The sequence below is a fragment of the Bradyrhizobium sp. DN3 genome, assembly GCF_041357655.1.
Classification (GTDB): Bacteria; Pseudomonadota; Alphaproteobacteria; order Rhizobiales; family Xanthobacteraceae; genus Bradyrhizobium.
The window spans coordinates 126,664-143,931 of the sequence record NZ_JAULLN010000021.1 but is presented as its reverse complement, the minus strand read 5'-3'; the positions used below and the strand labels follow the sequence as shown (position 1 = coordinate 143,931).

Annotated in this window: 22 protein-coding genes and 1 riboswitch; of the genes, 5 read left to right on the top strand and 17 right to left on the bottom strand. The window is 64.3% G+C overall.

The window, feature by feature from the left end; all coding sequences use genetic code 11:
* Positions 1-28: 28 nt before the first annotated feature.
* Both AAE027_RS28105 and AAE027_RS28100 read right to left on the bottom strand, forming a co-directional pair.
* On the bottom strand, positions 29-277 hold the full coding sequence (locus AAE027_RS28105; RefSeq protein ID WP_091879398.1) for a helix-turn-helix domain-containing protein: 249 nt from the start codon (positions 275-277) through the stop codon (positions 29-31).
* Positions 278-617: 340 nt separating this feature from the next.
* Entirely contained in the window at positions 618-1,385 is a 768-nt protein-coding gene (locus AAE027_RS28100; RefSeq protein WP_370989261.1) for an SDR family NAD(P)-dependent oxidoreductase, read from the bottom strand.
* Positions 1,386-1,496: 111 nt separating this feature from the next.
* Between AAE027_RS28100 and AAE027_RS28095 the strand changes: the two genes are divergently transcribed.
* Both AAE027_RS28095 and AAE027_RS28090 read left to right on the top strand, forming a co-directional pair.
* Complete coding sequence (locus AAE027_RS28095; RefSeq protein ID WP_370989262.1) at positions 1,497-1,982, top strand: J domain-containing protein; 486 nt, start codon at positions 1,497-1,499, stop codon at positions 1,980-1,982.
* 63 nt (positions 1,983-2,045) lie between these two features.
* Positions 2,046-2,600: an REP-associated tyrosine transposase gene (locus tag AAE027_RS28090; protein WP_370989263.1), complete on the top strand. Its 555-nt coding sequence runs from the start codon at positions 2,046-2,048 to the stop codon at positions 2,598-2,600.
* Positions 2,601-2,709: 109 nt separating this feature from the next.
* Here AAE027_RS28090 and AAE027_RS28085 read toward each other — a convergent pair whose 3' ends face one another.
* The 3 genes from AAE027_RS28085 to AAE027_RS28075 all read right to left on the bottom strand — a co-directional run bounded on the left by AAE027_RS28085 (position 2,710) and on the right by AAE027_RS28075 (position 4,002).
* Positions 2,710-2,961: a hypothetical protein gene (locus tag AAE027_RS28085; RefSeq protein ID WP_091879390.1), complete on the bottom strand. Its 252-nt coding sequence runs from the start codon at positions 2,959-2,961 to the stop codon at positions 2,710-2,712.
* Positions 2,962-3,201: 240 nt separating this feature from the next.
* Entirely contained in the window at positions 3,202-3,462 is a 261-nt protein-coding gene (locus tag AAE027_RS28080) for a hypothetical protein (RefSeq protein WP_091879387.1), read from the bottom strand.
* Between the two features lie 156 nt (positions 3,463-3,618).
* Positions 3,619-4,002, bottom strand: a complete 384-nt coding sequence (locus AAE027_RS28075) for a RidA family protein (RefSeq protein WP_370989264.1) — start codon at positions 4,000-4,002, stop codon at positions 3,619-3,621.
* 467 nt (positions 4,003-4,469) lie between these two features.
* Between AAE027_RS28075 and AAE027_RS28070 the strand changes: the two genes are divergently transcribed.
* Entirely contained in the window at positions 4,470-4,904 is a 435-nt protein-coding gene (locus AAE027_RS28070; protein ID WP_370989265.1) for a hypothetical protein, read from the top strand.
* Positions 4,905-4,987: 83 nt separating this feature from the next.
* On the opposite strand, the gene AAE027_RS28065 is transcribed toward AAE027_RS28070, so the two are convergent.
* From AAE027_RS28065 to AAE027_RS28020, 10 genes are all read right to left on the bottom strand, one after another.
* Positions 4,988-5,683, bottom strand: coding sequence for a glutathione S-transferase family protein (locus tag AAE027_RS28065; RefSeq protein ID WP_370989266.1), 696 nt, complete (start codon positions 5,681-5,683; stop codon positions 4,988-4,990).
* Between the two features lie 249 nt (positions 5,684-5,932).
* On the bottom strand, positions 5,933-6,580 hold the full coding sequence (locus AAE027_RS28060) for a glutathione S-transferase family protein (RefSeq protein ID WP_370989267.1): 648 nt from the start codon (positions 6,578-6,580) through the stop codon (positions 5,933-5,935).
* Positions 6,581-7,020: 440 nt separating this feature from the next.
* Positions 7,021-7,533 carry a mismatch-specific DNA-glycosylase gene (locus AAE027_RS28055; protein ID WP_370989268.1) on the bottom strand — a complete coding sequence of 171 codons (513 nt, stop codon included), beginning with the start codon at positions 7,531-7,533 and terminating at the stop codon, positions 7,021-7,023.
* A gap of 64 nt (positions 7,534-7,597) precedes the next feature.
* Positions 7,598-8,209, bottom strand: a complete 612-nt coding sequence (locus tag AAE027_RS28050) for a hypothetical protein (RefSeq protein WP_370989269.1) — start codon at positions 8,207-8,209, stop codon at positions 7,598-7,600.
* 97 nt (positions 8,210-8,306) lie between these two features.
* Positions 8,307-10,205 (bottom strand): phosphomethylpyrimidine synthase ThiC, encoded by a 1,899-nt coding sequence (gene thiC, locus AAE027_RS28045; protein WP_370989270.1) that lies wholly within the window; start codon positions 10,203-10,205, stop codon positions 8,307-8,309.
* Positions 10,206-10,375: 170 nt separating this feature from the next.
* Positions 10,376-10,984 (bottom strand): thiamine phosphate synthase, encoded by a 609-nt coding sequence (locus tag AAE027_RS28040; protein WP_370989271.1) that lies wholly within the window; start codon positions 10,982-10,984, stop codon positions 10,376-10,378.
* A complete protein-coding gene (locus tag AAE027_RS28035) occupies positions 10,971-11,753 on the bottom strand; it encodes a thiazole synthase (RefSeq protein WP_370989272.1) in 783 nt (260 codons plus the stop codon). Before AAE027_RS28035 ends, AAE027_RS28040 begins: the two co-directional genes overlap by 14 nt.
* A 153-nt stretch (positions 11,754-11,906) precedes the next feature.
* On the bottom strand, positions 11,907-12,104 hold the full coding sequence (gene thiS / locus AAE027_RS28030; protein ID WP_370989273.1) for a sulfur carrier protein ThiS: 198 nt from the start codon (positions 12,102-12,104) through the stop codon (positions 11,907-11,909).
* Positions 12,095-13,105, bottom strand: a complete 1,011-nt coding sequence (locus AAE027_RS28025; protein WP_370989274.1) for an FAD-dependent oxidoreductase — start codon at positions 13,103-13,105, stop codon at positions 12,095-12,097. The genes thiS and AAE027_RS28025 overlap by 10 nt, the downstream gene beginning before the upstream one ends.
* A riboswitch (TPP riboswitch) is annotated at positions 13,093-13,221 on the bottom strand. (Overlaps the previous gene by 13 nt.)
* Positions 13,222-13,343: 122 nt before the next feature.
* Positions 13,344-13,892, bottom strand: coding sequence for a transglycosylase SLT domain-containing protein (locus tag AAE027_RS28020; RefSeq protein WP_370989275.1), 549 nt, complete (start codon positions 13,890-13,892; stop codon positions 13,344-13,346).
* A 229-nt stretch (positions 13,893-14,121) separates the two neighbouring features.
* Here AAE027_RS28020 and AAE027_RS28015 point away from each other — a divergent pair, with 229 nt between their 5' ends.
* On the top strand, positions 14,122-14,322 hold the full coding sequence (locus AAE027_RS28015) for a hypothetical protein (RefSeq protein WP_370989277.1): 201 nt from the start codon (positions 14,122-14,124) through the stop codon (positions 14,320-14,322).
* Between the two features lies 1 nt (position 14,323).
* Here AAE027_RS28015 and AAE027_RS28010 read toward each other — a convergent pair whose 3' ends face one another.
* Together AAE027_RS28010 and AAE027_RS28005 are read right to left on the bottom strand one after the other, a co-directional pair.
* Positions 14,324-15,643: an ATP-binding protein gene (locus tag AAE027_RS28010; RefSeq protein ID WP_370989278.1), complete on the bottom strand. Its 1,320-nt coding sequence runs from the start codon at positions 15,641-15,643 to the stop codon at positions 14,324-14,326.
* A 14-nt stretch (positions 15,644-15,657) separates the two neighbouring features.
* Positions 15,658-16,398 (bottom strand): response regulator, encoded by a 741-nt coding sequence (locus tag AAE027_RS28005; protein WP_091879339.1) that lies wholly within the window; start codon positions 16,396-16,398, stop codon positions 15,658-15,660.
* A 180-nt stretch (positions 16,399-16,578) separates the two neighbouring features.
* Here AAE027_RS28005 and AAE027_RS28000 point away from each other — a divergent pair, with 180 nt between their 5' ends.
* The gene (locus tag AAE027_RS28000; protein ID WP_370989279.1) at positions 16,579-17,151 is read left to right on the top strand and encodes a hypothetical protein; all 573 of its coding nucleotides are present in this window, start codon (positions 16,579-16,581) and stop codon (positions 17,149-17,151) included.
* Positions 17,152-17,268 lie beyond the last annotated feature (117 nt).

Here is a 17,268-nt window from a genome sequence, read left to right as displayed (position 1 = left end):
ATCGGGCAACATCGATCGGCACCGCGCGCTAATCCTGATAGGCGGGCACTTCGATTCCGGAGGCGGCATAGAGCCGGATCTTGTTGCGCAGCGTGCGCACCGACAGGCCGAGCACGCGCGAGGCGCGTGTGCGGTTGCCGTCGCAGCGCGCCAGCGTCTGAAGCACGAGCTCGCGCTCGACCTCGTCGACGGTGGCGCCGATCAGCAACGGAACGATCTGGTTCGGTGCAAGGAATTGCGCGCCCGGTTCGGACGCAGCGACATGAACAGTGGTCATCAATACACTCCCCGATCAACGCCCGCTTCCACCGTTGGAAGCGGATCGAGAACAAACGACCCCCAAGCCGTGAATCTACGGTGGTCCGGTTTGGTTAATGAAAAGTTAACCGTGGGCGATCGCACCAATTGACCTCAGGAATGCCGCGAAGCCGCCGCGATTGGCGCGGGATGCATGGTGATGCGGGCCTATCTTGCGCGACGCAGCTGTCATGCCCCGCGGAGGCGGGGCATCCAGTACGCCGCGGCCCTTCCGTATCCCACAACGGCCTCTGGGATACTGGATCGTCCGCCTGCGCGGACGATGAAACTGAGCCAGTGGTAAGAGCTTCCGCGCCCGCTCACACCGTCCGGTATCCGCCGTCCACCATCACGATCGTTCCCGTGACATAGGCCGACAGATCCGAGGCAAGGAAGATCGCGGGTCCCACGATGTCCTCGGGCTTGCCGGTGCGCGCCAGCGGAGTGTGATCGACGAAGGCCTGCACGAGCGCCGGATTGGTCGCGCGCACATGGGCGTTGATGTTGGTCTCGATGAAGCCGGGCCCGATCGCGTTGACGCGCACGCCTTCCTTGCCGAGCTCGACCGCGAGCGCCTTGGTGAAGCCGAGCACGCCGTGCTTCGAGGTCGTATAGGCCGCCGAGCTCGGCGTGCGCAGATGCACGAAGGACTGGATCGAGCCGATATTGACGATGCGGCCCTTGCTCGCGCGCAGGGGCGCGAGGAACGCCTGCGTCATGTTGAAGACGCCGTTGAGGTTGAGCGAAATGATGTCGTTCCAGTCCTTCGCCACCGTCTCGGTCTCGGCGGTGAAGGCGTTGCGGCGGGTGATGCCGGCATTGTTGACGAGGATCGAGACCTGCCCGACCTTGTCCGCGACCTGCTTGGCGAGCGCGAAGCAATCGTCACGCCTGGTCACGTCCAGCGCAAAGCTCTCGGCCTTGCCGCCGGCCTTGCGGATCTCCTGGGCGGCCTCCGCGACCGTGTCGGCATTGACGTCGAGCAGCACCACTTGCGCGCCTTCCCGCGCATAGCCAGCCGCGATCGCCCGGCCGATGCCGGAACCGGCGCCGGTGACGACGGCGATGTGGTTTGCAAGCAATGCCATGACAGTTTCCTCCCGATTTCGTTTCGAAGTTTCACGAAAAGCTAACTCGAAATTAAGGGGTCGGAAACGGCGGCCTTGGCATACTGATCTTCATTGCTAAACGTTGCGCGCATGATGGAACGGCTTGAATCCTGGAAACTCGCACTCGAACGCCTGCGGGCGGCGCAGTCCGCCGACTGGGCCGAGGCCGGCCGGCTCGTGGCCGAGATCGCGCGGATGAGCAGCGACATCACGCTGCGCCAGGCGGCCGAGCAGGCGCTTCCGGTGCTGCGTCAGGCCGTCGACAATGACGATCACAGCGTCACGCTGGCGGCCCAGCGCCGCATCAGTGTGGTGCTCGAGGTCATTCATGATCTGACCGCGCCGCGCTTCGGTCGCCGCAATGCCATGCCGAAGAAGTTGTCGAGCGAGGATCGCGCCCGCAAGGTGCTCGGCCTGCCGCTCGCCGTGCAGCTCACTTGCGAGGATATCAATCAAGCCTATCGCCGCGCCGCCAAGGGCATGCATCCCGACCATGGCGGCAGCGCGCAAGCCTTCATCGACCTCGCCGCCGCGCGCGACATCCTGATCCATCCCGGCGCGCACAAGGACGCGTGAGAGCGTCCATATGCTATCCTGTAGCCCGGATGAGCGAAGCGATATCCGGGACAGGTGTAGCCTATGGTTCTGTACCGCAGAAATTTTCTTCCCGGCGGCACTTACTTTTTTACTGTGACGCTTTTCGACCGTCGGTCGCGCCTACTTACTGAAAACATCGACGCTCTACGCAGTGCCTTCCGAAACGCTCGGAAGGAGCGTCCATTTGAAATCGGTGCCATCGTGATCCTTCCGGATCATCTGCATGCCGTCATGAAACTCCCGCTGGACGACGCCGACTTCGCAGGACGCTGGCGCAGGATCAAGGGGCATTTCAGCAGTGCTTTGCTTCGTGCCGGTGTCGACATAGCTCGCTACTCCAATGGAGAACTGGCGCTATGGCAGCGGCGCTACTGGGAGCATACGATCCGCGACGAAGACGACTTCGCTCGTCACGTCGATTACATTCACTTCAACCCTGTCAAGCATGGTTACGTTCGGCGTGTTGGTGATTGGCCGCATTCGTCCTTCCACCGGTACGTGCGGGCGGGATTGCTGCCGGAGGATTGGGCCGGTGAGGTCGGCGAAAGTGGAGATGCGTTCGGTGAGCGCGCTGAGGAGGGTCGACTGGGAGGATAGGCCCGCGTCCCGGATGTCGCTTCGCTCATCCGGGCTACGGGAGTTGGGCAAAAAAACCCGGGCAAAGACGCGAGGTCCTTGCCCGGCTTTTTGTCCGCCGATCGAATTGTTACCAGGTGCAGTGGCCGTTCATGAGCGCCTGATCCTTCAACATCAGCGCATCGCCGAAGGTCGGCACGGTCGCGCTGACACGGGAATAGTCGGACGGCCATGGCGTGGTCGGGATGCTCTCGTCCCAGATCTGGCAGAAGCCGGTGTCCTGCCAGCGGATCAGGTGATAGCTGGCTTCGGCAGGGCTCGCAGCGACGAACGCAGTGACGGCAAGACCGACGGCAGCGCAGAGCACGGAAATACGACGCATGATCAGCTCCTCAAAATGAAAGATGGGATGCGCCTCCCGACAATGATGGGAGGGCCGGTGCGGGACGCTTTTGGGCCTGCGCCCCGGACAAGATGTGAGTAGTTCCGCCGGCCGGTCAGGTTCAAAGCGGGCGCGCGGGAAAATGCGCGATTTTGGCTGGAAAAAGCCAAGGCCGTTGCAAAAGGAAAAGGGCGGATCGCTCGCGCGACCCGCCCTTCAGATCCGATCCGTTGCGTCAGTTCAGAGCGTGCAACGGCGGTCCGACCGCATCTTGATCTGGAGGTCCGACGCTTCCTGGAAAGTCGGGAGCGGCTTGCTGACGACCTTGTAGGTCGACACCCCCCACTGGAACGGCTTGTACTGCAGGTCCTCGTTCCAGACCTGACAGATGCCGGTGTTGTCCCAGCGGATCACGTAATAGCCGACCTTCGCCGAGGCGGGCACGGCGAACACGGACGAAGCGATGCCGGCAACGGCACAGAGCGCAAGTGCGCGACGCATGAAATATCTCCTTGTGGGGGAAGTGGGATCCGAAAATTCGTGCGGGAAAAGCAGGGTCTTTGCAAGCCGGGGAGCGGCCGTTCACGGACATGTCAGTTGCTGCCGCGCATTTGGTTTGGCCGCGTGCCCGACAAGTCACACGTGCTTAAGCGTTGCTCACTTCAAAAGCGACGCCACCGCCTCGATCTCGATCAGCATCTTCGGATCGGGCAGCGCATGCACCACGCAAGTTGTGCGCGCGGGGTAGGGCGGCGGGCCGAAGGCGCCGGCATAGAGTGCGTTCATGGCGGCCACGTCCGAGGCGCGGGTCAGGAGCACGTTGACCTTGACGAGGTCGTGCACGCTCGCGCCGGCATCAACCAGCACCCGCTTGATGTTGACGACGACGTTGGCGAACTGCGCCTCGAACCCATCGGGCAGAGTGCCATTGGCGTCGAACCCGGGAATGCCGGAGACGAACAGGAGATCGCCAACACGGGTGGCAAACGACAGCGGCGGCGCCTTGACATGCGGCGGGGGCGCGAAATGCTGGATCGGCATGGCATCACCTCGGGGATGGTCGATAGACGCATGAGCGTAGCGGCAGGCCGGGGCCGCTCAAAACAAAAAATGCAAAAACAACCCCATGCACAGTAGAAAAGACCAAGCTTATCAGCGCCTTCGGTAAATGCGAAATAAAGGTTGACCCGTCGGGCAAAACACCGGCAGAATTGCATGATGGCGAGATTGCCTTTCTGGACCAGACCGCGCCGTCATGCCCCGGCTTGACCGGGGCATCCAGTACGCCGCGGCCCGTCGATTCGATCACAACCGTCTCGGCGTACTGGATCGCCCGGTCAAGCCGGGCGATGACAGTTGAATGCGTTGCCGCATTTCACGCCTCACGCCTCGTGCCTCACTCCTCACTCCTCACACACCGCGCCATCATGTTGCCGCCGCGATCGATCGGATAGATTTGTCGCATCTGATTCGAATCCTGCCTTGAAAAATAGCCCCCGGAGATCCCCATGAAGCTCGCATCCACCTTCCGCGCCGCGCTGGTTGCCATCGTCGCCCTGGCTGGCCTTTCGACGGCGGCACGGGCCGACAGCGGCTTCGTGACGCTGACGATCTACAAGGCGGGCTGGATCATCGGCGGCTCGGGCGGGAGCGGCGTGCTCAACTTCCGCGGCCGCACCTATGGGCTCTCCACCGGCGGCCTCGACTACGGCCTCGTGTTCGGCGGCTCGAAAACCGTGCTGCGCGGCCGCGTCTCCAACATCAACCGTCCCTCGGATGTCGCTGGCGTCTATGGTGCCGCCGGTGCCGGCCTTGCCGTCGGCGCCGGCGCCCGCGCCATCGTGCTGACCAACCAGAAGGGCGCCGTGCTGGAATTGACCGGCCGGCAGGTCGGGTTGATGGCGAATGCGGATCTCAGCGGGCTTGCGATCACGATGCGGTAGGGGCGCCTCAATCTGTAGCCCGCATGAGCGACAGCGACATGCGGGTCGGCTCTCGGCCCCGGATGTCGCTTCGCTCATCCGGGCTACGCTGCCGTCACCGCCGCATGAATCCGCTCGCAATGCGCGACGAGGTTTGCGTGCGCATCGACGAAGACCTTCAGCGGCGTCGGGATCGGAAAATAGTGGATGTTGGCGATGAAGCCGTAGATGCCGGCATCGATGCTGGTGGGCGCCGCGCCATGCACGTAGCCGGCAGCCGGCACGATCTCGGCCAGCACCTTGAGATCGGCAAGCCCCCGCGCGTAAGCCTGCTCGGGCGTGTAGCGGCCGATGCCCTGGAAATGATAACGCTGCGCGTTATAGGCCTTGGCTTTCTCGAAGCCGGCCGCGTCGATCTGCGGATGCTGCGCGATGAAGGTGTCGCGGAACGCCGGATAGAAGCGCTCGTCCTTCCAGCGCGAATACGACATCACCCAGTAGAGATCGTCCAGCATGCGCGCGACGAGATGATTGGTGCGGCGCTGTTCCGGTGAGAGCAAGGCATCGATGGTGAGGAGATATTTTGCGATCGCATGCGAGATGATCGTTTCGCTGTCGCCGATGGTCTCGCCGTCGTCGACGATGTAAGGCAGCTGCCCGCGCGGCGCGGCGGAGGCATCGAAGACGTGCTCGTGCACGAACGGCACGCCCGCGAGCTTGAAGAAGGCATAGACCTTGAGGCCGTAGCCGTTGTTGTCGGCGACGCCGAACAGCTCTGGGTAGGAATAGAGGGTCAGCATGGGCGGCGGCTCCTCTGTGGTGGCAGGGCAAGCATGCAGGGGCGCCGTGGTGGACGCAATGGCCCGCGGAAGTCGTCACATCCACGGTGTCGTCCCGGCGCAGGCCGGGACCCATACCGCGTGATCTATGTGTTGTGGGCGGGCGTAGTACCGAACGACGAGTCTTCGCCAAACCTCTCCCTGGGAGTATGGGTCCCGGCCTGCGCCGGGACGACGACTGAGTGTGCGGCACCATTCCGATCCTTGCCCCTACGAACGCGATGCGGCGTTGAACACCGCCAGCTGCGCATCGAACGCCCGCCTGAAAGCCGGCCGCGCTTCGCCGCGGGCGACATAGGCGGCGATCTCAGGATATTCGTCCAGGAGGCCCGATGTGTTCAGCCGGCGCAGCACCGTCACCATCATGAGATCGCCGGCGCTGAAGGCGCCGTCGAGCCAGTCGGCATCGCCGAGGTGGCGGGACAGTTCGCCGAGCCTGACACGGACGCGATCTTGAAGCATGGGCAGGCGCTCCGCGTACCAGCTCTTGTCGCGCTCGAACAGCATCGCCATGGCCAGCTCGACGATCGGCGGCTCCAGCGTGCTCAGCGCGGCAAACATCCACGCGATCGCACGGCTCCTCGTGTTCGGCTCGGTTGGCAGCAGCCCGTCATGACGCTCGGCGATATGCAGCACGATCGCGCCGGACTCGAACAGGGCGAGATCGCCATCCTCAAAGGTCGGGATCTGCCCGAACGGATGCAGCGCACGGTGCGCCGGCCGCTTCATCTGCTCGAACGAGACGAGGCGGACGTCGTAGGACTGGCCGACTTCCTCCAGCGCCCAGCGAACCCGCATGTCGCGGGCCTGCCCGCGGCCGCGGTCGGGCGAGTTTTTGAAGGCGGTGATGGTGGGCATCGGGGGGCTCCGGGCGTGATGTATCCAGAGGACGAACGGGTGGGGCGGATTCCGACAGGGTACTTCATAGAACCTGTAGCCCGCATGAGCGAAGCGACATGCGGGTCAACCGCCGACCCCGGATATCGCTTCGCTCATCCGGGCTACGAGTTGCCAGCCAATCCACCGGTGTCGTCCTGGCGAAAGCCAGGACCCATACCGCGGAATCTATCGGGTGCGCACGATCGCAGTACCGGACCGCGAGTCTTCGCCAAACTTTTCCCTGGGGTAATGGGTCCTGGCTTTCGCCAGGACGACGAGTGGGCGTGCGGGGTGAGCTGCCCGCCTCGCAAGCGGTCTCGTAGGGTGGGCAAAGGCGCGTTCCTCGCGCGCCGTGCCCACCGCTCTACCGGATTGCGTGGAGAGATGGTGGGCACGGCGCAAGAGCGCCTTTGCCCACCCTACGACTTGATCCACGCCGCCAACTCCCGCCACGGCTCCAGCGTCCAATGCCCCGACGCCGCGCCCGACGGCGATGGCAGCACGAACACCTCGGCCGGACATTCATCCCGCTTCTGCCGCCCCAGCGCAATCACGCTCGACGGCCTGCCATAAAACAAGCTCGCCGCCTTCTTGCTCGTGAACGCAATCGTCCGCGGCCGATACTTTTCGATCTTGGCCCTGAAGCTAGGCACGTCGATGGATGCGGCTGCGATCTGATGATCCATGCCGGCGCCCGTCTTGCAGAGATCGGTGAAGCCAATCCCGAGCGCGATCAGCGAAGCGAACTCACCCGGCTGATAGCGCCGCGGCGTGATGCCGGCCTCGTGGATCGCGCGCCAGAAGCGGTTGCCGGGATGGGCGTAGTAGTGCCCGAGCTCGGCCGAGCGCGTCGAGGCGGCGGTGCCGACGAAGACGAGGCGGAGGTTGGGACGGAGTTGGTCAGGGAGGCGGTGGGGGGTGGAGGCGGGCAAATTAAGCATCCGTCGCTGGATCGGCGATGTGCGGGGCGACGTTAATTCAGGATCGCGTCGCTCATCAGCGCGGCGCTTGCTTCTTGAACAACGCAGTATGGACAGATCCCGTTTCGTTGCTCATGCCAACATATAGGACAGTCTCGTCATCCGGAAACCTTATGAGATGATTGTTCAAAAGGCGGGTCAACTTTGCTCGCCATGAGGGAAACAAGCTCTCAAGCTCGCTCAGAGACTGTTCTTCTCGATATGGATTGCTTGCATGCATCAGAGTCCCAATTTTGCCATGTGCTTCGACAAGCTCGTCGAGTGTTAAGAAGCCAAGAGTAATCGGCTTCCATTCGTCCTTTGCATTCGCGTTTGCCGAGGATGCTCGATCGATTGGATTCGGAAAGAAGCCAGGGTTCTTATTTCTGACAATGGCAACGATCTTCGTCACTTGCCATTCTTTAGCTAGCTTGCGTGCCAGTCCTTCAAAAAAGTGCTGGTGGGACGCCAGGGTTGCCAAAATCACTAACTCAAAAATCTTCCGGAATTGCAGGGCAACGAATTCGACGTTTGTGTATTTGAATGAGGTTGTCTTTCTTTCGGACAGTATCTCGTCTATTGCGAATTGCCTGCGTTTAATCTCCTCCATGCACCTCGTGTAGTTTGCATAGTCAGGTTCGCCAGCCATCCTGCTTTTCTCCAATTCAAAAGCCGGGCTTTCGCCCGGCCTCTGTTCTCTGATTGGTAACTTGGCAAATTTCGGGAGATCAATCGGCAGAGGGCCCTCACAACACCCGATTACTCTCCTTCACCTTCTCCGCATCGAGATACACATTGCTGCCCATCTCCTTGAACTTCTCGCTCATCTTGGCCATGCCGTCTTCGACCGTGCCGGCCATCGACATGCCCACCGAGTTCGGATCGTTCAGCGTCGCGGCATAGTCCCGCACGTCCTGGGTGATCTTCATCGAGCAGAACTTTGGCCCGCACATCGAGCAGAAATGGGCGACCTTGTGGGCTTCCTTCGGCAGGGTCTCGTCGTGGAAGTTCTTGGCGGTATCCGGATCGAGGCCGAGGTTGAACTGGTCGCTCCAGCGGAAGTCGAAGCGGGCGCGCGAGAGCGCGTCGTCGCGCAGTTGCGCCGCCGGGTGGCCCTTGGCGAGATCGGAGGCGTGGGCCGCGATCTTGTAGGTGATGACGCCGGTCTTGACGTCGTTGCGATCGGGCAGGCCGAGATGCTCCTTCGGCGTGACGTAGCAGAGCATGGCGCAGCCGAACCAGCCGATCATGGCGGCGCCGATGCCTGACGTGATGTGGTCATAGCCCGGCGCGATGTCGGTGGTCAGCGGTCCAAGCGTGTAGAACGGCGCTTCGCCACACTCCTTGAGCTGCTTGTCCATGTTGATCTTGATCTTGTGCATCGGCACGTGGCCGGGGCCCTCGATCATGACCTGGCAGCCCTTGTCCCACGCAATCTTGGTGAGCTCGCCGAGCGTCTCCAGCTCCGCAAACTGCGCGCGGTCGTTGGCGTCGGCGATCGAGCCCGGACGCAGGCCGTCGCCGAGCGAGAACGAGACGTCATACTTGCGCATGAGGTCGCAGATCTCGTCGAAATGCGTATAGAGGAAGCTTTCCTTGTGATGCGCCAGGCACCACTTCGCCATGATCGAGCCGCCACGGCTGACGATGCCGGTGACGCGGTTGGCGGTGAGGTGGATGTATTGCAGGCGCACGCCGGCGTGGATGGTGAAATAGTCGACGCCCTGCTCGCACTGCTCGATCAAGGTGTCCTTGTAGAGCTCCCAGGTCAGCTGCACCGGATCGCCGTTGCACTTCTCCAGCGCCTGATAGATCGGCACGGTGCCGATCGGCACCGGCGAGTTGCGTAAGATCCATTCGCGGGTGGTGTGGATATTGCGGCCCGTGGAAAGGTCCATCACAGTGTCGGCGCCCCAGCGGATCGCCCACACCATCTTCTCGACCTCTTCCTCGACCGACGAGGTCACTGCCGAGTTGCCGATATTGGCGTTGATCTTGGTCAGGAAGTTGCGGCCGATGATCATCGGCTCGAGCTCGGAATGGTTGATGTTGGAGGGGATGATGGCGCGGCCGCGCGCGATCTCGTCGCGCACGAATTCCGGCGTGATGAAGGCGGGCACGGAGGCGCCAAAACTTTCGCCATCGGCGAGGGCGGCTTCGGCACGCTCGAGCTGTGCCTTCCGGCCGAGATTTTCGCGGGCGGCGACGTAGATCATCTCCTTGGTGATGATGCCGGCGCGGGCGAATTCGAGCTGCGTCACCTTGTGGCCATCGAGGCCGCGCAGCGGCTTGTGATAGGCGCTGAACGCGCGCGCAGCCTTGTCGGTGGAGACGCTGCCATTGTCCTCCGGCTTGATCTGGCGGCCCTCATATTCCTCGACGCCGCCGCGCTCCAGCACCCATTGCTTGCGGCTGCGGGCAAGGCCGGCGTTGACGTCGATGGTGACGCTCGGATCGGTGTAGGGGCCCGAGGTGTCGTAGACCGGCAGGTTCGGCTCGCCGGCGCCCTCGGAGAGGATGATCTCGCGCAAGGGCACGCGCAGGTCGGGCGCTGCGTCAGGTGATGCGAAGATCTTTCGCGAGGAGGGAAGCGGGCCGGTGGTGACGGCTGGGATGGTCTTTTCAGGGTTGGAGCGGATGTTCATGGGGGCCTCCGTTTAATTCTGTTGTGCGTGCGTCTGGGCGACGCTGGCGACGAAGTTCTCCGTCATTGCGAGCGCAGCGAAGCAATCCAGAAATGTTTCCGCGGAAGCAGTCTGGATTGCTTCGTCGCAAGGGCTCCTCGCAATGACGGGTGGAGAGAGCGGGACATGCATCACGCAGCCTCCTTGGACAGGCCGAGCCATTGCCGCACGCGGGCATCGGGATCGGCGTTCTGGGTGACGTCGGACACGACGGCGATGGAATCCGCGCCTGCGGCAAAGATTTCGGCGGCGTGCTCGAACTTGATGCCGCCGATCGCGACCAGCGGAATGTTGCCGATGCGCTGCTTCCATTCCGGGATTTTTGGGATGCCTTGCGGCTCGAAGCGCATCGATTTCAGCGTGGTGAAGAAGATCGGGCCGAGCGCGACGTAATCGGGCTTGGCTTCGAGCGCGGTCGCAAGCTCGGCGTCGTCATGGGTGGAGATGCCGAGGGACAGCCCGGCCTCGCGGATCGCCTTGAGGTCGGCGTCGACGAGATCCTCCTGGCCGAGATGCAGATATTTTGCGCCGGCGACGACCGCCGCGCGCCAATAGTCGTTCACGACCAGCTTGGCTTGCGTGTCCTTGGTGATCGCCAGCGCATCCGTGACGATCTGGAGCGCGTCGGCGTCGTTCAGCTCTTTGGCGCGCAGCTGAATGGTGCCGACGCCGAGTTTCGTCAGGCGTTCGACCCATTTAAGGCTGTCGACGACGGGATAGAAACGATCAGGATACAGCATGCCAGAACGGGGTCCCAACGACAGGGGTGGAGGGGGAGGCGAAGTCGCGGGCGTTCATCAGTCCGGCTTCGTAAGCGGTGCGGCCGGCCTCGACACCAAGGCGGAAGGCGTTTGCCATGGCGACGGGATCGGCGGCTTTGGCGATGGCGGTGTTGAGCAGCACGGCGTCGTAGCCGAGCTCGAGCGCGTGCGCGGCGTGGCTCGGCGCCCCTAAGCCGGCGTCGACCACCAGCGTGATGTCAGGCAGCCGCTCGCGCAGCAGTTTGAGCGCATCGCGGTTGGTGATGCCGCGGGCCGAGCCGATCGGCGCGGCCCATGGCATCACAACCTTGCAGCCGGCATCGACCAGGCGGTTGGCGACCGAGAGATCCTCGGTGCAATAGGGGAAGACCTCGAATCCGTCCTTGATCAGGATGCTGGTGGCCTCGACCAGGCCGACGACGTCGGGCTGCAGCGTGTCGTTGTCGGCGATGACTTCCAGCTTGATCCAGCTCGTGCCGAACAATTCGCGCGCGAGCTTGGCGGTCGTCACCGCCTCGCGCACGCTGCGGCAGCCGGCGGTGTTCGGCAGCACGGTGACGTCGAGCTCGCGGATCAGCTTCCAGAACGTGTCCCCGCTCTTGCCGCCGGCGGCCTCGCGCCGCAGCGACACCGTGACGATGTTGGAGCCGGAGGCGCGGATCGCGGCCTGCATGATCGCCGGCGAGGGATAGAGCGCGCTGCCGATCAGCAGGCGGGAAGCGAAGGTCTTGCCGTAGAAGGTCACCATGTCGGTGTTTCCTCGAATGCAGCTGTCATCCCCGCGAAGGCGGGGATCCAGTATTCCAGAGGCCGTGCCGTAATGCGGAGGGGCTGCGGCGTACTGGATCGCCCGGTCAAGCCGGGCGAAGACAGCGGAGTGTTTGGTGAGAACACCATCACCTCACCCTCCCTGCCGCGGCGTGATGATCTCGATCTCGTCGCCGGCTTTCAGCGGCGTTTCCGCCCAGCGGCTCTTCGGCACGACGTCATAGTTGAGCGCGATGGCGAAATGGGTGCCCTCGTAGTCGAGCTCGGTGAGCAGCGCGTCGACGCTCGACGAGCTCACTTCGCGCTGCTCGCCGTTGACGATCACCCGCACTGCATCACCTCGTTGTCGATCTGGCCGCGCTGAACGTAGGCAAGAGTCAGCTCGGCGAGCGCCGGCGCGAGCAGGAAGCCGTGACGGTAGAGCCCGTTGACACTGATCTTGCCGTCGCGAATGCCGATGCGTGGCAAATTGTCGGGAAAAGCGGGGCGCAGGCCGGAGCCGAATTCGACGATGCGGGCTTCGCCGAAGGCAGGGTGCACGGCATAGGCGGCCCCTAACAGCTCCAGCGCCGAGCGCACGCTGACGCCGGTGTCCTCGGCCTCGATCGAGGTCGCGCCCAACATGAACAGATTGTCCTCGCGCGGGATCACGTAGAGCGGCCAGCGCGGATGGATCAGCCGCACCGGACGCGCAAGCTGCACCTCGCCTGTCTCGATCAGGATCATCTCGCCCTTGACGCCGCGCAAGTCAGGCTGCTCGTCGCGCGCGGAAAGGCCGCGGCAGTCGATCACGATGCCGTCGAGGTCTTTGGCTGAAACGTCGCTGGAGAATTTGATGGTGCCGCCGGCGGCGCGGATGCGCTCGTGCAGCTTGGGCAGCACGCGGCGCGGCTCGACATGGCCCTCGCTCGGGAAGAACAGAGCCTCGCGGAAGCGGCCCTCCAGCGACGGCTCCAGCGCGGCGAGGCCGGCGGCATCGAGCCGCTCGTGGCCCTCCGTCATCCGGGCAAAGCGCTCGAAATCGTTGCGCTCGCGGGGATGGGCGACGACGAGCGAGCCGTTGAACGGCGTTTCCGGCAATTCGCGGCGCCAGATGTCGAGGGAGTGCAGGCCGAGGCGGCTGATGATGGGTTCGGCGACCTCCGCCTCGCAATAGGGCGCGAGCATGCCGCCGGCCCAATGACTGGTGGCGTCGGTCATGGCGGCGTCACCACGCTCGTGTAACGTCACGGCATGGCCGGCCTGCGCGAACAGCAAGGCCTGCCAAGCCCCTGCGATGCCTGCGCCGATGATGGATACCGGTGAGTCCGGTCGCTTGGTGGTCTGGTACATCCCTGTCCCTTCGCCGGCATGACCCGGATCAGGTTCAAAGGGTCACCGCGGTCCTGGGCGGTATTGCCCATTTAGCGGTATCTCAGCTCCTCCTCGGAGCACCCCTCGGAACGGCTCTAATGTATGCCAGTGGGAGCTGGTGTCAACGCGTCAGGCGGGAACCGGGCCGTTCGTGGCGCATCGAAAACGCGCGTGAACGCGCTCTTGGCACGCTGCAGCGCGTCCGGGACGCGCGGAGTTACTTCAAGGCCTGCGCCCGGGCGTTGCGGACGCGCTGGGCGAGCTTCCTGTGCGGGGCGGTGCCGAACATCGGCTGCGGGTTGCCGTTCGACTCGAGCCAGGTCTCGCCCATATTGGTCTCGCCCATCGTGGCGACCTGCACGGCCTCCTGCCGCTGCCGCTTTGCAACGTAGTAATAGCCGCCCGCGAAATAACGCACGGCTCGGGAGTGATCGCCATTGGCGGCGCGATAGGCGCCGGCGAGATATTTGATCGCATAAGTGAGATTGGTGTTGGGATCGCGCAGACCTGCGGCATCGCCGGTGTAGCCGACCCCGCGGGCGGTCGCGAGCTTGATCTGCATCAGCCCGATGGTGCCGCCACGGCCGACGAGGCCGGGCTGATAGCGGCTCTCGCGCATGATCACGCGGTGCACCAGCGCCTCCGGCACGCCGTTGGCGCGGGCATGGGCCGCGACCATTTCGGCATATTCGGCTTCGCCGGCGAATGCGGCCTGCGGCAATGTCAATCCGGCCGCGAGCAGCGCGGCAATGCGTAAAATCTTCATCGAAATATTCCTTGGCAGAACGGCCCTGCACCGGTGCGGGTTAGGCCGTGGGAACACGGCGATGATGTGGCGAAACGCCGCCTCCGGCGATTTTCGTTGGGCCGTCGCTTTTACGACTCAAACCTAGGTTAAGTTTGGAGCTGGTGGGGCGCCTTACGCGACAGCTGGTCTGTCCATTCGTGTCTCCGCCCAAAAATCGCTCGTCAAAACAGCATGCGGGAGGACGTCCATGACCCCGGCAGACATCGACGACATTCCCACACAGAACCCCTGTGCACAGTGCGGCACGCCAATTCCGTTCCCGGACTGGATCGAGCCGGGCGAGGGGCGCGTTTCCTATCTCTGGAGTTGCCACGCCTGCGGCTACCGCTTCGAGGCGGTGGCGATCTTCGAGCGTGAGGCTGTCGAGCACCCGCCGCTCGCGGCTTGAGCTAAGCCGCCAGCCGCGGCTCCTGCCAGACCGGCAATTGCATCCGCACGATCAAGCCATGCGGCTCGCGGTCGTGCAGCGACAACTCGCCGCCATGGGCGAGCGCGATCGCGCGCGCGATCGACAGGCCGAGCCCGAAGCCGGTGGACTCGTCCATGGTGCGGGCATCGTCGCCGCGCACGAACGGCTCTAGCATCTCCTGCTTGCGCGCATCCGAGATGCCGGGTCCATCGTCCTCGACGTCGATGACGAGTGTCGTGCCCGAGACGTCGAGGCGGATCGTCACCTCGGCGCCGAAGCGCACCGCGTTCTCGACGAGGTTGGTGACGCCGCGATGCAGATCGTCGGGCCGCGCGGCGGCGGTCGCGGACGCCGGCCCGTCATAATGCACGGCGTGGCCCATGTCGCCGAACTGGTCGGCGACGAGCTGCAGCGTGCTGGCGATGTCGACCAGCGTCACCGCCTCGATCTTGCGGTCGTTGCGCAGCAGCGACAGCACGGATTCCAGCATCGAGCGCATCTGGTCGAGGTCGATCAGCATGCGCTTGCGGTTGCCTTCGTCCTCGATGAACTCGGCGCGCAGCCTCAGGCGCGTGATCGGCGTGCGCAGATCGTGGCTGATCGCGGCCAGCATCCGCGTGCGATCCGACATCAGCCGCGCGATCCGCTCGTGCATGCGGTTGAGCGCGCGCGCGACCGAACGGATCTCCTCCGGGCCGCGCTCGGGCAGCGGCTCGGCGGTGCCGTCCAGGCTGAAATTCTCCGCGGCCTTGGCGAAGGATGACAGCGGCGCGGCCAGCGCACGCGCCGCCCACAGGCCGAGCACGGTGATACAGATGAAGGCGGTCATCAGCGTCACCAGCCATGGTGCGCCCCAGAACCACGGCCGCGGGCCGCCGTCGACGCGGCCGGCGATCACGGTGCCGTCGGGCAATTCGACGGCGACGCGGTGTGCGCGACCCTCGGCGGCGAGCTGCATCACCTTGTAGCCGCGCCCGAGATGACGGCGCATCCCGAACAGGTGGGCGCCGTCGCCCGTCTCGACCACCGACCCGGGTGCGAGCATCTCGATGCCGAGCCTGGGGAAGGCGCGTGCGAGATCGGCGACGAGGCGCGGTCGCTCGCTGGCATCGGCCGCGCCGAGCAGCAGCGCAGCATCGGTCAATTGATGGGCGCCGTCCGGCGGCGTGTCCGGGCGGTCCGGCCGGCTGATCAGAAAGGCGGTGGTGACGACGAGATGCAGCGCGACGGTCGAAGCCAGCACCAGCGCGGCGATCTGCCCGCCGATCCCCTTGAGGTGGAAGAATCCGAACGGCTTCATCGTCGGCGCGCCCTTCAGCTGCTCAGGGGCGCGGTCACCGCTTCCGTCCTCGGCGTGAACAGATAGCCGCCGGAGCGCACCGTCTTGATGATGGTGGGATCGGCCGGATTGGGCTCGATCTTGCGGCGGATGCGGCTGACCAGCACGTCGATGGAGCGCTCGAACGAGCCGGTGTTGCGGCCCTGCGTGAGGTCGAGCAGGCTGTCGCGCGACAGCACGCGGCCGGGCCGCTCGCAGAACGTCCTGAGCAGATCGAATTCGGCGCTGGTCACCGCGACGCGCGCGCCTTCCGGATTGCGCAATTCGCGCAGGCGCAGGTCGATACGCCAGCCCTCGAAGGCGAGCGTGGAGGCGCCTTCGATCGTGCTCGCCGCCTGCGCGGCGGCCTGGCGGCGCAGCACCGCGTTGATGCGGGCGAGCAGCTCGCGCGGGTTGAACGGTTTCGGCAGATAGTCGTCCGCGCCCATCTCGAGGCCGACGATGCGGTCGACGTCCTCGCCACGCGCGGTCAGCATGATGATCGGCGTCTGCGCCTCCGCGCGCACCTTGCGGCACAGGCTGAGGCCGTCCTCGCCCGGCAGCATGACGTCGAGGATGATCAGGTCGACGCGATGGTCGGCCATGGCGCGCGACATCTCGCGGCCGTCGCTCACGGCGGTGACGTTGCAGGCGTTGTTGCGCAGGTACTTGGCAATCAACGTCCGGGTTTCGCGGTCGTCCTCGACGACCAGGATGTTGGGATTGGGAATGGCCATGCGCTTTGTTTGTCCAAGATTCGGGCCAAATGGCGAAGATTTTTGTTTCAGAGTGTTTCCATCAGCCCCGTCGCAATGCCGGGACATGACCGGGCAGTGGAGCGGCAAGATCTCGTTAAGGCCGTTAACCATACCGTGGCGCCGTTCGCCACGAAACCCCGCAAGATCCACGGAGCCATCATGACCTCGATTTCGGCGGCCTCCGCCGGCAGCTATCAGTCGCCGCTGCAGCGGCTGCAGCAGGAATTGCAATCGCAAGTCTCTGCCGGCACGATCTCGTCGTCGGACCAGTCCGCACTCTCGACCGCGCTGACCGACATCGACACCGCGCTCCAGCAGAGCCGGTCGAGCGACCAATCGAGCGGCACGCGTCCCTCCAGGGACGAGATGCAGTCGAAGATCGACGACCTCATCTCGAACGAGGTGTCGAACGGGACGCTGACCTCGGATCAGGCCGAGGAGCTGAAGAGCGTGTTTCAGTCCGCCTTCGCCAATGGTCCCGGCGGGGCGGGTGGTCCCGGTGGGGCAGGCGGACCGCCGCCCGGCCCGCCGCCGGATGATGCTAATTCGGATTCGTCGACGACCACGGATTCGACCAGCAGCACGTCGGCTGACGCGACGACCGCGGAAATCCTCCAGCAATTCCTCCAGGCGCTGCAGCAATCGCAATCATCGGCGTCGTCCTACGGTGCCAATGGCAGCGCGTCGAGCGGCTCGAGCTTCTCCGCGCTCCTGATCGACTACAAGAGCTGACCTGGGCGACGCTGGGTCGGCGCGTTCCCCGCCGCGATCATGCTTCACCCAGGGCGCATGATCGTCGGCGGGGAACCGTGCGCCGCAATATGTTCCTGGATGACGCAGGAGCGTGCC

Coding starts and splice junctions, on each gene's coding strand:
- AAE027_RS28105 (WP_091879398.1), bottom strand. CDS start 277: ATGACCACTGTTCATGTCGCTGCGTCCGAACCGGGCGCGCAATTCCTT.
- AAE027_RS28100 (WP_370989261.1), bottom strand. CDS start 1,385: ATGGCATTGCTTGCAAACCACATCGCCGTCGTCACCGGCGCCGGTTCC.
- AAE027_RS28095 (WP_370989262.1), top strand. CDS start 1,497: ATGATGGAACGGCTTGAATCCTGGAAACTCGCACTCGAACGCCTGCGG.
- AAE027_RS28090 (WP_370989263.1), top strand. CDS start 2,046: ATGGTTCTGTACCGCAGAAATTTTCTTCCCGGCGGCACTTACTTTTTT.
- AAE027_RS28085 (WP_091879390.1), bottom strand. CDS start 2,961: ATGCGTCGTATTTCCGTGCTCTGCGCTGCCGTCGGTCTTGCCGTCACT.
- AAE027_RS28080 (WP_091879387.1), bottom strand. CDS start 3,462: ATGCGTCGCGCACTTGCGCTCTGTGCCGTTGCCGGCATCGCTTCGTCC.
- AAE027_RS28075 (WP_370989264.1), bottom strand. CDS start 4,002: ATGCCGATCCAGCATTTCGCGCCCCCGCCGCATGTCAAGGCGCCGCCG.
- AAE027_RS28070 (WP_370989265.1), top strand. CDS start 4,470: ATGAAGCTCGCATCCACCTTCCGCGCCGCGCTGGTTGCCATCGTCGCC.
- AAE027_RS28065 (WP_370989266.1), bottom strand. CDS start 5,683: ATGCTGACCCTCTATTCCTACCCAGAGCTGTTCGGCGTCGCCGACAAC.
- AAE027_RS28060 (WP_370989267.1), bottom strand. CDS start 6,580: ATGCCCACCATCACCGCCTTCAAAAACTCGCCCGACCGCGGCCGCGGG.
- AAE027_RS28050 (WP_370989269.1), bottom strand. CDS start 8,209: ATGGCTGGCGAACCTGACTATGCAAACTACACGAGGTGCATGGAGGAG.
- thiC (WP_370989270.1), bottom strand. CDS start 10,205: ATGAACATCCGCTCCAACCCTGAAAAGACCATCCCAGCCGTCACCACC.
- AAE027_RS28040 (WP_370989271.1), bottom strand. CDS start 10,984: ATGCTGTATCCTGATCGTTTCTATCCCGTCGTCGACAGCCTTAAATGG.
- AAE027_RS28035 (WP_370989272.1), bottom strand. CDS start 11,753: ATGGTGACCTTCTACGGCAAGACCTTCGCTTCCCGCCTGCTGATCGGC.
- AAE027_RS28025 (WP_370989274.1), bottom strand. CDS start 13,105: ATGTACCAGACCACCAAGCGACCGGACTCACCGGTATCCATCATCGGC.
- AAE027_RS28020 (WP_370989275.1), bottom strand. CDS start 13,892: ATGAAGATTTTACGCATTGCCGCGCTGCTCGCGGCCGGATTGACATTG.
- AAE027_RS28015 (WP_370989277.1), top strand. CDS start 14,122: ATGACCCCGGCAGACATCGACGACATTCCCACACAGAACCCCTGTGCA.
- AAE027_RS28010 (WP_370989278.1), bottom strand. CDS start 15,643: ATGAAGCCGTTCGGATTCTTCCACCTCAAGGGGATCGGCGGGCAGATC.
- AAE027_RS28005 (WP_091879339.1), bottom strand. CDS start 16,398: ATGGCCATTCCCAATCCCAACATCCTGGTCGTCGAGGACGACCGCGAA.
- AAE027_RS28000 (WP_370989279.1), top strand. CDS start 16,579: ATGACCTCGATTTCGGCGGCCTCCGCCGGCAGCTATCAGTCGCCGCTG.